The following is an 11895-nucleotide window of genomic DNA, read 5'->3' as shown; positions in this document are numbered from 1 at the left end:
CCCACGTGCCATGGCCGCTGGAAACCGTTCGTCTGGGGCGTGAAACTGTGGATGGAGATCAGAACCGCCCCCTGACCGCGCCCGGCTATCCGCGCCCGCGCAGCCGTGATGGCATCGTGATAGGGCTGGTACAACGCCTCCAGCCGCAGGGCACGGGCGGCCTCGGTCAGGTCCTGGTTCGCGGGCACCGGCGTGCCGTCGCTGACGGCGGGCATCAGGGTCGGGCTGTCGGACCAGCGGTTGCAATCCACCACCAGCCGCGAATAGACCGACAGCACGGCCAAGGCATCCAGCCGGCGTGCCAGCCCCTCCGTCACGGCCGCCGCCCCGATATCCCAGCCGATATGCCGGTCCAGTTCGGTATCCGGTACGCCAAGCCCGTGCAGGGCGGCGGGCACCGCCTTGCCGGCATGGTCGCAGACCAGCAGCAGCGGACCGGAGCTGTCGGGATTGACGATGCGGACGGGCGCCGGATCGGCGGCGGTCAGCAGGGCGGGCGGCGCGATATCCATGCCCTATTGATTATCGCAATCGCCGGCGGGGCGGAAGCAAACGATTTCACCTGACGGACAGCCAGCGCAACAGACGGTCGATGCGGTCGCCATAGGGCGGATGGATCAGGCGTGACAGGTCGAAGCGCGGCGCCTCCAGCAAGGGCTGCACCCGGCTGAAGGTTCGCAACCCCATTTCGCCATGGCAGGCCCCCACGCCGCCGAACAACACGGCGTCGGGGGCCGTGGGCGAGAGGGCTTCGTTCAGGATCATGGTACCGGCCCTGACATGGTGCCGCACAAAATCCACATCGGCCCGGCGCCGGCTGAACAGATGCAGGCCGTGGGGACGCGGACGGCTGTTCACCAGCACCACGGCCTCCTCCAGCGTCGTATAGGACAGCAGCGGCAGGATCGGCCCCGACACCTGCTGCGACAGGATCGCGGCCCCGTCTGGCACCTGCCAGAGCAGGGTGGGCGCCAGCTTGCGCCGGGCCGGTTCCAGCGCCTCTCCCGCCGGGTTGATGAACCGGGCGCAGGCGCCGCGCCGTCGGGCATCGTCGATCAAGGACAGCAGCCGCTCATACTGCGCGTCATTGATGATGGCCGAATAATCCGGATTGCTGCCAAGCCGGGGATAGAGACGGGTCACCGCCCGTTCAAACCGGTCGACGAATTCCAGTTCCCGGCCGCGTGGAACCAGGGCGTAATCCGGTGCCATGCCGGACTGACCCGCATTAAAAAGCTTGCCGATGGCGATACGCTCCGCCGCATCGTCCAGATCGAAACCGGGGGCGACGATGGCCGGCGCCTGACCGCCCGTACAAAGGGTGATGGGCACCAACCCGTCCGAGGCGGCCCGCATCGCCTGGCGTCCGGCCGCCACCGGTCCGGCGAACAGCAGGTGATCCAGGGCCAGGCGGCTGACCGCCTGCACCATGTCCGCCCCGCCGATGACCACGGCCACCTCCGCCGGTTCGAACAGTTCGGACAGCATCCGGTCCAGCATTGCCGCCGTCCGGGGCGTTTCCTCCGCCGGTTTCAGCAGCACGCGGTTGCCCGCCGCGATGGCGGCGATCAGGGGAACCAGTGCCAGCCGCACAGGGTGGTTCCAGGCGCTGACAATGCCGACCACCCCCGCCGGTACCCGCTCCACCCTGACGCGGCTGGACAGGGGCGAAACCGGCGCCATGGCCTCCGCAGAGCGTATCCAGCGTTGGAAATGCCGCCGCGTGTGGCGAATGGCCGTAAGACAGGCCTGGATATCGGCCAGTCGGGTTTCATGCGGCGACCGATGGCCGAAATCCTGCGACACCGCCTCCACCAGGGGCTGCTGATATTTCACCAGCAGACGGGCCAGCTCGTCCAGGGCGTCGCAACGCCGCTGCACGGTCAGGCCGCCATCCCGTTTCCAGCCGTCGCGCAGCCGCAGGAAGGCACCGGACAGTCGCTGGTCCGCGGCGCTGGCCAGTCTCTGCCGGATCTGGCCCGATGGGAATTCGATGACGGCGTCCGCCATGGCCCCTCCCTCCCGTCCGGCAGGGCTTTGGCCACCCCGTTCCTTGGCAGGGGGTCAGGCGCGCCGGAACCGTTCAACCTGCATAATGCGATAGCCCATGGAAGGCAGGAACTTCGGTTCCGCCCTGAATTTGGCATCGCGATCGGTCGTTCCAGGTACAATATAGGTACGGCCATTCGCCCATTCCACGGCCGAATCCGAGGCAACCGCCGAACCGCCGGCATTGACGATGGTCACTTCCCAAAGCTTTCCGTGGCCCAGCGTGGCCCGGTCAAACATGAACAGCCGCTGCTTTGGCGCCTCCGCCAGGGCCATGATCTCCGCCTCGATCTGGGCGCGGCTGTCGGTCAGTTCGGCGATATCGGCGCGGATCTTCGATACTTCGCCATCCACCTGACTGCACAGCGACCGCAGGGTGTTGCAGGCTACCTCCAGCTTGTGATGGTCCTCCTCCACCGCGCGCAGGTCACGCTGATATTCCGCGACATCCATCTCGATCCGCCGCATCACGGCGGCGGCATAGGCCACCGAGACCAGCATCAGAAGGACAAGGCCCACCTGGATCAGCATGCCCCTTACTCCGCCGCAAGAGCGGTGGCAGCGGCCGGCGCCGCCTTGGACAGGACAAAGCCGTTGTCGGGAGGGAAATTGGTACGGGCGATGCGATTGGCATCCTCCGCGCTATCCGCCCAGATCTCAAGGAAATGCCGGGCCGCCCGGAACTTGCTCTCCTTGATGACATTCTGGCCCAGCGTCAGGGTGCTGCCCAGGGTCATGGGCACGGTGAACAGCCTGCGCGATCCGGACGGCTCGTTCACCTCGTGGATGACCACGTAATTATCTTCCTTCGCCACCTTCAATCGGCGTTGCGCATCGGCCAGTTGGGTGGTCGCGGACTTGCGCTCCACCTCACCCTGGCGGACAGCCTCCTGACCCTCGCGGTAGGCTTTGGTCAGTTCCTCCTGCTTGCGGTTCAGTTCGCGATTCTCTTCCGTGATGCGGGAAATCTGGGCACGCCGGGAATAGTACAGGACCTGCCGGACCAGCGCGATGGAGACCGCGCCGATGGCCGAAAGGATGCCGATGACAAAAAGGACCGAGTTCACTTCCAAGGTGGCAATCCCGCGCTGCGTGTTCCACGCCCCTTCCCAAGGCCGCCCCGCCAAGAGAATCATGTTAGATTGTACCACCAATGGGTGGGCCTGTCGCGGTGTTGAACCTATCCCGATGCCGTATGGCAGCCTTATCCTAATTGAAGACCAGCGCGGGCCAGTGCTGCCGGCCAGGCGGGGGCCGAAAGGAAAGCCAGTTCGGCCCCCCGTGCCCCGACCACGGGGTCCAGGGCGGCCAGTTCCGCATCGGGCCGGGCGGGATGCACCATGACAACCGATCCGTCCGGCAACCCACTCAGAAAGCGCGCCATCAATGCCGGGAAGTCCCCGGTGAAATCATAGATGCCGCTGAATCCATGGTTGGTGGGAATGGACCGGGCCGCCGCCTGACGTGCCAGCCCGCGCGCCAGCAGGGCGATGAACAGGGCCTTGCCCGTCGCCACCCCGCGCGCGCCGATCCGCGCCGGCGGTTCCCCGCAGTCACGCAGCCAAACGCTGCCGGGCGGATAACGCCGGGCCATCTCCTCCAGCAGCAATGGCCTTATGCCCGGCAGAAGATGCAGATGCTGGTGCCCATCGATGAAATGCGGGGCGCGGCCCATCGCATGTTCGAATGCATCCAGTTGCCGCGCGATTTCCCCCGCCAGTTCGGCCCGCGCCGTCCGCCCCGACAGCCACCCGGCATGCGACAGCAGCAGCCAGCGCCCCAATGCCGGAAACCGCCCGCCGGGACACAGGCCGGGCATGGGGCCAAGCGGCGACAGGGCGCCGGTCAGGGTCAGGTGAACGCCGGTCTGGAAGCCGGCAGGCGTATCGCGCAGCGCCGCCGCATCGGCGCGCCAGCGGGGGCTGGGCACCATGGCGCCCGTCCCCGACAAGCGCCCGTCCCGCGCCAGTTCCAGAATGCCGGCCGACACGCCCGGCGACAGGGCGTAATCATCGGCGATGACGCGGACGGTGCGCGGCGCCACGGGGCAGGACCTCAGGCAGCCGGGGCGCGGGTCATCTGCAGGAACACATCCTCCAGGTCGCTTTCCACCATCGACAGGTCCTTGACGGCCAGGCCGGCAGCGGCCATGGCGCCCAGCAGGTCGGCCACGCGGGTCTGGCTGGGCTTGTAATGGATGGTCAGGCGGCGCGGTCCCTCCAGCCGGGCATCGAACGCGCGGAACGCATCGGGCACGGCGGCCAGATCGGCATCCAGCGTCACTACCATTTCCTTGCTGTCGATACGGCCCAGCAGGGTCTCCGTCGATTCGCAGGCGACCACCTGACCATGATTGACGATGGCGATGGTGTCGCAGAGTTCCTGCGCCTCTTCCAGATAATGGGTGGTCAGCACGATGGTGGTGCCGGCCTTGTTCAGTTCGCGCACATGGGCCCACAGGCTCTGCCGCAGTTCCACATCCACGCCGGCCGTCGGCTCGTCCAGCACCAGCACCGGCGGGGCATGGACCATGGCCTTGGCCACCATCAGACGGCGGCGCATACCGCCCGACAGGGTGCGCGCATAGGCATTGGCCTTGTCCTTCAGGCCCACGGCCTCCAGCAGCGCGTCGATCTGCCGTTCGGCCTTGGGCACACCATAGAGGCCGGCCTGCAGGTCCAGGATCTCCCGCGGGGTGAAGAACGGGTCCAGGTTCAGTTCCTGCGGCACGACACCGATGGCAGCGCGGGCGGATCGGGGATGTTCATCAATATCGATGCCCCAGATGCTGGCCTTGCCGCTGGTCTTGTTCACCAGGCCCGCCAGGATGTTGATCGTGGTGCTTTTGCCGGCCCCGTTGGGGCCTAGCAGCCCATAGATCGACCCACGCGGAATGGTCAGCGAGACGCCTTTCAGCGCCTCCTTCGGCGGCGCCTTGGCCGAGCCGCGATAGGTCTTGCGCAGATCCTTGATCTCGATGGCGGCCGCCGGGGCATTGGCGAGGGCGATATCGTTGGAACGGTTCAGGCTGTCTGGCATGGGGGATGGGTTCCCGATGGGGTGGGCGGCGTGGCGACGCCGCGGGACATGGGTCTGGCGTACACCCGCCGCTGCTGCCGGTCAATTTCCCCAACGGCGGGGGCCGGACACGGACAGGGCTGGCGGTCTTGCGCAAACCGCGCGCCGGAGTATGATGCGCCGCACCCGACATATCGGGATCCGAACCGAACGCTTCAAGGAACCAGAGACATGCAGCCCGCAGAGACCATCTATATCGACGAAGATACCGTCGGCTGCGATGGCGGCGGCGGGGCGCTGGGCCATCCGCGCGTCTACCTGACGCTGGCCCCCCTGGGCCATGTCGATTGCCCCTATTGCGGCCGCCATTATGTGCAGACCGAAGCCGGCAAGGCCGCCGGCGGCGGCCACGGCCACTGACCGCCCGTTTACACGACAAGCAGCATGGGGCCGGGATGGATGGTGTATGCCGCCGTTCGTTCCGTCCGCTCTCCGGCACGCGCGAAATAGCTTCGATGCAGCCCGCGTGAGGCTGGCGCGCGGGCGCCGCCCGGCCGCTGGAAATCGCCCGCCGCCACCTGCCTGTCCATCGGCACCAGCGCCAGCCCGCTGAAGGCCCCCTCCGCCGCCTGCTGGCACCCGGCGGGAAGGGGGGCGCCCGCCGGCAGGGTGGTCGGCAGGGCGGCCGCCAGCAGGGCGGCCCTCTCCGCGAAAAGCTGCACCAGGACAAACCCGTCCGGCCCCACGGCCGCACCCATGCCGGCATGGGTCCAGCGCGGGTCCAGGATGTTGGCCCGATGTCCCGGCGACTGCATCAGATTGTCCAGCCCCAGCCGTCCCGCCGATGCAGCCCGGTCGGGATCGAAGGCACTGCTGGCATAGAGATTTTCCGCATTCACCCCGACCAGCCGGCGACACAGCAGGGCAATACGATCCGCCGCGCCGCGCCCGCCCGCATCATGGTGATCGAAGGGCGCGCCGGCGGCAAGCTGTGCGGCAAAATGGCGCGCCACCCAGCCGAGTTCCCCATCCTCCCGCAGAAAGGATGCGCCATCGGCCAGCCGCACCTCCCCCGTCGCCGTCATCGCCGCCATTTCCGCCTGGGACAGGACGGCGCGATCGGGCATTCCGGCCGATTCCCGGCGGAAACCGGCAAACGCCGCCTCATAGTCCGGTATCCGCTCCATGGCGATGGCATTGGTGTCGCGCAGGGTCTTCGCATCGGAAACGCCAGCCCGCGACGGCCCGGCAGCCAGCAGCGCCAAGGCCGACAGGACCAGCCCCCGGCGCCCCACCCCATCCGTTTGGTTATGACCGTTCGCGCCTGTGACAACAATGCGGGACTTACCTATTGTTGAGAGGGATTGCATCCCGAATCGCACCGTATATAGTAGAGATCAGCAGTTTTTGGACGATTACTTGTAAACGACGCATTAACATGCTTCCCCTCCCCCCGTTAAGTAGAACCTGATCCCAAAACCGCCAAATGTCGAACAACCGCAGCCACAGCCAGGATAGCCGCCATGCCGGCCAGCCACGCCTGCCCGTGACCAAGCTGCCCTTCGTCGGGGAGCGTGGCGATGGCCGGTTCGGTTACTGGGTCCTGCCCGAACAGGATGACGGGGACGATCCCCGCATCGCCGGCCGCACCTATGCCGCCTGGTTCCTGCTGTATGAGGAATTCAACGGTTCCATGGCGGCGGCCGACCTGATGGACCGGATCGAACGGGAAATGCCGTCGCGCTATCCCGCCATTGATCGCGCCTTCCTGCGCGAACTGACAAACCGCCGCGCGCAAAGCAGCGCCGCCTGAACCGGCATTTCCCTGATCCAATGCCGATCCGGACGCTGTCCCTCCGGATGCGCAGGGCGCTGGAATCCAGCCATCACGGCTGCCTTTTCCACGCGGCCTACCCTTCAAATGTAAAAGTTTGTCCCCCCCTGCCGCCGGTTACAATCGAGTAACAATTGGGGGGTTGGATGGACCGCTTCCGCGCTCTAGTTGGAGAGCGTCGGCATCCAATACGGGATTTTCGCCGTAGGTCGCATTTACCCGCGGCTGCGGATGGCAGACAAAGGGATTTAATGGGGGTTGCTTTTCCGTCCAACGGATAGAGTACCCTTGCTCCATATCGACTCGAATTGCGGACAGGAAAATGCGCCTGCCACTTCAAATTGCAACGGCCGTCGCCATCGTCGCCATTGGTGGCGGCGTCTGGTACATGACCGGGCGCGGGGGTGACAAACCTGCCGGACAGCAGCAGGCGGCCAGCCGCCCCGTCAATGTGGTTGCGGCCCATGCCACGCGCGGCGACATCGCCGTCACTTTCGATGCCGTCGGCACATTGCGCGCCAATGAGGCGGTGACCCTGACCGCCAAGACGGCCGGTCTGGTCAAATCCATCAATTTCACCGAAGGCCAGTTGCTGCAGGCCGGTACGGTTCTGGTTGAACTGGACGACCGCGAGGTACGGGCCAATCTGGCCGTCGCGGAGTCGGCGCGTCGCAACACAGCCCAGTTGCTGGACCGTGCCCGCGCCCTCCTGTCCCGGCAGAATGTCTCGCAGGCCCGCGTTGATGAACTGTCCCAACAACTGGCCGGGAACGAGGCGGAGGTGCGGGTGGTGCAGGCGCGGCTTCAGGATCTCAGCATCCGCGCCCCCTTCACCGGTTACGCAGGCCTGCGGCAGGTCAGCCCGGGCGCCCTGGTCCGCCCCGCCGACACGATCACGACGCTGGACGACACCCGCACCGTGAAACTTGAATTCACCGTGCCGGAAGCCTCCCTGCGCAACCTGCGCCCCGGCATGGAGATCGCGGCCCTGTCGTCGGTCTATCCGGGTCAGACCTTTGTCGGCACGGTGACCGCGATCGACACGCGTGTAGACAACGTCACCCGCACGGTGGCCGCCGTGGCCCGTATCGACAATGCCGACGGCCACCTGCGCCCCGGCATGTTCATGACAGTGCAACTGACCCTCGACAACCGCACCAACGTGGTGCTGGTGCCCGAAGAGTCCCTGGTGCCCGTCGGCGACCGGCAATTCGTCTTCATGGTGGTTTCGGGCAAGGTTGAACGCCGGCCGGTCACCATCGGCGCCCGGTCGCGCGGGGTGGTGGAGGTTGCCGAGGGGCTGCAGGGCGGTGAACTGGTCATCACGCGCGGCATCCAGAAGGTGCGCGATGGCGTGGCCGTGCAGGTGGAAATCGCCAACGGTGCGTCGGCGGGCGGCGGTTCGCAATCGGCGGCCCGCCCCAACCTCTGAGGCCAGCCGGGCCCCTTCCCGCCCCCTTCCCTGCTGGTCCAAAGGGGGGCTGGAACGACATGGACAAGACAGTGAAACGCCTGGGAAACCCGCCATGGTGATCTCCGATATTTCGATCCAGCGCCCCGTGCTCGCCTTCGTGATCAGCGCCATGCTGGTCGTGTTCGGCGTGCTGGGCTATGAAAAGCTGCCGGTGCGCGAGCTGCCGAAGATCGATTATCCCATCGTGTCCATCAGCACGACCTATCCCGGTGCCAGTGCCGAGGTGGTGGATAACGAGATCACGGAGCGCATCGAAGGCGTCATCAACGGCATCGAAGGCGTGAAGACCATCCGGTCCCGATCGCGCGAAGGCAGTTCGTCGGTGTCGGTGGAGTTCGAGATCGACCGCGACATCGATGCCGCCAGCAACGATGTGCGCGACCGCGTGGGCCGCATCACCGACAGCCTGCCTGAAGAGGCGGAACTGCCGGAAATCAGCAAGGTCGATGCCGACAGCAATCCCATCATGTGGATCACCCTGTCGTCGGACCGCATGAACCAGTTGGAACTGACCGATTTTGTCCGCCGCTACTACCTGGATTCGCTGGGCACGGTGCCGGGCGTGGCGTCGGTGCGCATCGGCGGGCGGCGTGACTTCGCCATGCGCGTCTGGCTGGACCGCAACGCCATGGCCGCCCGCCAGGTGACGGTGCAGGACATCGAAGCCGCCATCCGGCGGGAAAATGCCGAACTGCCGGCCGGCCGCATCGAAAGCAGCCAGCGCGAATTCACCGTGCGCACCGACACCCGCCTGAACCGTCCCGAACAGTTCGCCGCCGTGCTGGTGCGCCAGGACGGGGCCAACTGGATCCGCCTGGGCGATGTGGCCAAGGTGGAGGTTGCGGCCCGCGACGATCGCGGCGATTTTCGCGTGAATGGCGGCAGCGCCATCGGGCTGGGCATCGTGCGCCAATCCACCGCCAACACGATGGAAGTGTCCGAAGGGGTGCGCAAGCTGCTGTCGGAATTCCGGCGCAACCTGTCGCCCGGCATGGCGCTGGAGGTCCGGCAGGACGACGCCACCTTCGTGGGACAATCCATCTATGAGGTGTTCCATGCCATCGGCGTCGCCATCGGCCTGGTGGTGCTGGTGGTCTGGATCTTCCTGCGCACCCTGCGGGCCACGCTGATCCCCGTGATCGCCATCCCGGTGTCGCTGGTGGCAGCGTTCGGCGTCATGGCGGTGCTGGGCTTCTCCATCAATGTGCTGACCCTGCTGGCCTTCGTGCTGGCCGTGGGGCTGGTGGTGGACGACGCCATCATCGTTGTGGAGAATATTTCCCGTCGGATCGAGGAGGGGGAGCCGCCGCTGCTGGCCGCCTATCGCGGCGCGCGACAGATCGGCTTCGCGGTCATCGCCACCACGGCCGTGCTGCTGGCCGTGATCGCCCCCCTGTCCATGCTGCCCGGCGACCAGGGGCGCCTTTTCCGGGAATTCGCCATCGCGCTGATGGCCGCCATCGCATTCTCGTGCATCGTGGCGCTGACCTTGTCGCCCATGCTGTCATCCAAGCTGCTGAAGGGCCACCAGGAGGCGCGGGGCCTGTTCCGCTGGTCCGAGGCGTTCCTGGACATGGTGACGCGGGGTTATACTGCCGCGCTGCGCCAGGCCCTGTCGGCAAAGGTGCTGGTGCTGGCCCTGATGGCCGGGGCCCTGGTGCTGACCGGGCTGCTGGGCAGCATTCTGCCCAGCGAACTGGCGCCCGTGGAGGATCGCGGCGTGGCCCGCGTTTCCATCGTCGGTCCCGAAGGGGCCAGCATGGATTACACCATGCAGGAGGTCGCCCGCGTGGAGGCGCTGCTGCAGCCCTATTTGAAGTCGGGCGAGATCGACAGCATTTTGACCAACCTCAATCCGGGTTGGGGCGGCAATTCGGGCGTCAACCGCGCCATGATCGTCATCCGCACCCCGCCCTGGAATGAACGGGTCAGCGACCTGACCGTGCCGCAGATGCTGGACCAGCTTCGCCCCAAGCTGGCGGCCATTCCCGGTTCCCGCATCGTGCCCGTGCTGCCGTCGGGCCTGGGTGGCGGCGCCTCTGCCAACCAGCTTCAGGTGGTCATCGGCGGCAATACGTTCGAGGAACTGGCCGAATGGCGTGACGCCCTGATCACGCGGCTGCAGGAATATCCCGGCCTGACCGGTTTCTCCGCCGATTATGACGAAACCAAGCCGCAGCTTTACGTGACCGTGGACCGTAACCGCGCCGCCGACCTGGGCGTGCCGGTCACCACCATCGGCGGTACCTTGGAAACCATGCTGGGTGAAAAGCTGGTGACCCGGTACCTGGACCGGGGCGAGGAATATGACGTGGTGCTGCGGGCCGACGCACAGGACCGGTCCAATCCGCGCGACCTGTCCAACATCTTCGTGCGGTCCACCAGCGTGGGCGCGACGGGGCAGCTTGTCCCCCTGGCCAACCTGATCCATGTGCGCGACGTGGCGGGCGCCACGGAGCTGAACCGCTATAACCGGCTGCGCTCCATCACCATCACCGCCAATCTGACATCAGGAGCGGTCATGGGTGACGCGATCAAGGAAGTGCAGCGCGCCGTGACCGAGGTGCTGCCGCCGGAAGCCCGCATCAATTTCGAAGGTGCGGCGCGCCTGCAGCTTGAAGCCAGCAGCGCCATCTGGTTCGCCTTCGGCATGGCCATGCTGGTCGCGTTCCTGGTGCTGGCGGCGCAGTTCGAGAATTTCCGCCTGCCGGCCATGATCCTGGGCTCGGTCCTGCCGGCCGGCCTGGGTGGCGTGCTGGCCATCAGCGTGACGGGCATGTCGCTGAACACCTATACCCAGATCGGCCTGATCATGCTGATCGGTCTGATCGCCAAGAATGCCATCATGATCGTTGAGTTCGCCAACCAGCTCCGCGAGGAAGGCCGCGAATTGCTGGATGCCGTGGTGGAGGCGTCGCAGCTTCGTCTGCGCCCCATCCTGATGACCTCCATCGCAACCGTGTTCGGTGCCATGCCGCTGGCCCTGGCGCATGGCGCGGGCGCGGAAAGCCGCATGGCCATCGGCTGGGTGATTGTGGGTGGCGTCAGCGTCGGCACGGCGCTGTCGCTGTTCATCACCCCCGTACTCTACAGCATGTTCGCCCGCGGCGTGCAGCCCATCGGCGTGATCCGTCGCCGCATCGAGGAGGAGGAGCGCCTGCACAACGCCCCGCCGCAGGTGCCGGCCGAGTAAGGAAAACCCGCCCTGATCGCACGCGATCAAGGCGGGTTTCATACCGATACCAATCTTCCTTGATCGTGACTGATCCAGGAAGATTGCGTGTTCCCTCAGACGCCGGGCGCCGCCATCCGGCGGCTTGGCTTACGGCACCACGCGGTGCCGGGCCGGCAGTCGCCGGCCTCCAATCTGCCAAGCGTCAAAGCCTCGGCAGATTGTTAGGGTGGACGGCCCCCCGGCATCGCTGTGCCATAGTTGGGTTGTCACACACCAACATCGGGAGCCGCCCAGATGGAGTATAAACGGATTGCGATCGACATTTCCAAGCATGTGTTCACGCTG

General features: G+C 66.3%; 11 protein-coding genes. 4 read left to right on the top strand and 7 right to left on the bottom strand.

What is annotated here, in order from left to right; all coding sequences use genetic code 11:
• From KBA48_RS29550 to KBA48_RS29525, 6 genes are all read right to left on the bottom strand, one after another.
• The coding region (locus KBA48_RS29550) for an N-formylglutamate amidohydrolase (RefSeq protein ID WP_292912277.1) at positions 1–512 on the bottom strand (512 nt) is incomplete at its 3' end.
• 46 nt (positions 513–558) lie between these two features.
• Positions 559–2010 carry an aldehyde dehydrogenase family protein gene (locus KBA48_RS29545; RefSeq protein ID WP_292912276.1) on the bottom strand — a complete coding sequence of 484 codons (1452 nt, stop codon included), beginning with the start codon at positions 2008–2010 and terminating at the stop codon, positions 559–561.
• 54 nt (positions 2011–2064) lie between these two features.
• On the bottom strand, positions 2065–2580 hold the full coding sequence (locus KBA48_RS29540) for a hypothetical protein (protein ID WP_292912275.1): 516 nt from the start codon (positions 2578–2580) through the stop codon (positions 2065–2067).
• A gap of 5 nt (positions 2581–2585) precedes the next feature.
• A complete protein-coding gene (locus tag KBA48_RS29535; RefSeq protein WP_292912274.1) occupies positions 2586–3122 on the bottom strand; it encodes a hypothetical protein in 537 nt (178 codons plus the stop codon).
• Between the two features lie 131 nt (positions 3123–3253).
• Positions 3254–4093 (bottom strand): ChbG/HpnK family deacetylase, encoded by an 840-nt coding sequence (locus KBA48_RS29530; protein WP_292912273.1) that lies wholly within the window; start codon positions 4091–4093, stop codon positions 3254–3256.
• Positions 4094–4104: 11 nt separating this feature from the next.
• Positions 4105–5088, bottom strand: a complete 984-nt coding sequence (locus KBA48_RS29525; RefSeq protein WP_292912272.1) for an ABC transporter ATP-binding protein — start codon at positions 5086–5088, stop codon at positions 4105–4107.
• A 210-nt stretch (positions 5089–5298) separates the two neighbouring features.
• On the opposite strand from KBA48_RS29525, the gene KBA48_RS29520 reads away from it, so the two are divergent.
• Positions 5299–5487 (top strand): zinc-finger domain-containing protein, encoded by a 189-nt coding sequence (locus KBA48_RS29520; protein ID WP_292912271.1) that lies wholly within the window; start codon positions 5299–5301, stop codon positions 5485–5487.
• Positions 5488–5495: 8 nt separating this feature from the next.
• Here KBA48_RS29520 and KBA48_RS29515 read toward each other — a convergent pair whose 3' ends face one another.
• A complete protein-coding gene (locus KBA48_RS29515; protein ID WP_292912270.1) occupies positions 5496–6362 on the bottom strand; it encodes a CAP domain-containing protein in 867 nt (288 codons plus the stop codon).
• 191 nt (positions 6363–6553) lie between these two features.
• On the opposite strand from KBA48_RS29515, the gene KBA48_RS29510 reads away from it, so the two are divergent.
• The 3 genes from KBA48_RS29510 (at position 6554) to KBA48_RS29500 (ending at position 11568) form a co-directional block, all read left to right on the top strand.
• A complete protein-coding gene (locus KBA48_RS29510) occupies positions 6554–6880 on the top strand; it encodes a hypothetical protein (RefSeq protein WP_292912269.1) in 327 nt (108 codons plus the stop codon).
• A 343-nt stretch (positions 6881–7223) separates the two neighbouring features.
• Positions 7224–8333: an efflux RND transporter periplasmic adaptor subunit gene (locus KBA48_RS29505; protein ID WP_292912268.1), complete on the top strand. Its 1110-nt coding sequence runs from the start codon at positions 7224–7226 to the stop codon at positions 8331–8333.
• A 94-nt stretch (positions 8334–8427) separates the two neighbouring features.
• On the top strand, positions 8428–11568 hold the full coding sequence (locus tag KBA48_RS29500) for an efflux RND transporter permease subunit (protein WP_292912267.1): 3141 nt from the start codon (positions 8428–8430) through the stop codon (positions 11566–11568).
• Positions 11569–11895: the final 327 nt, after the last annotated feature.

Source organism: Niveispirillum sp. (genome assembly GCF_017996735.1).
Taxonomy (GTDB): domain Bacteria; phylum Pseudomonadota; class Alphaproteobacteria; order Azospirillales; family Azospirillaceae; genus Niveispirillum.
Note: the sequence above shows the minus strand (reverse complement) of the source record. Positions and strands in the feature narration are given on the sequence as shown.

Bases quoted from the DNA above. Each gene is read 5' to 3' on its own strand.
- KBA48_RS29545 (WP_292912276.1), bottom strand. From the start codon at position 2,010: ATGGCGGACGCCGTCATCGAATTCCCATCGGGCCAGATCCGGCAGAGA.
- KBA48_RS29510 (WP_292912269.1), top strand. From the start codon at position 6,554: ATGTCGAACAACCGCAGCCACAGCCAGGATAGCCGCCATGCCGGCCAG.
- KBA48_RS29505 (WP_292912268.1), top strand. From the start codon at position 7,224: ATGCGCCTGCCACTTCAAATTGCAACGGCCGTCGCCATCGTCGCCATT.
- KBA48_RS29520 (WP_292912271.1), top strand. From the start codon at position 5,299: ATGCAGCCCGCAGAGACCATCTATATCGACGAAGATACCGTCGGCTGC.
- KBA48_RS29540 (WP_292912275.1), bottom strand. From the start codon at position 2,580: ATGCTGATCCAGGTGGGCCTTGTCCTTCTGATGCTGGTCTCGGTGGCC.
- KBA48_RS29500 (WP_292912267.1), top strand. From the start codon at position 8,428: ATGGTGATCTCCGATATTTCGATCCAGCGCCCCGTGCTCGCCTTCGTG.
- KBA48_RS29525 (WP_292912272.1), bottom strand. From the start codon at position 5,088: ATGCCAGACAGCCTGAACCGTTCCAACGATATCGCCCTCGCCAATGCC.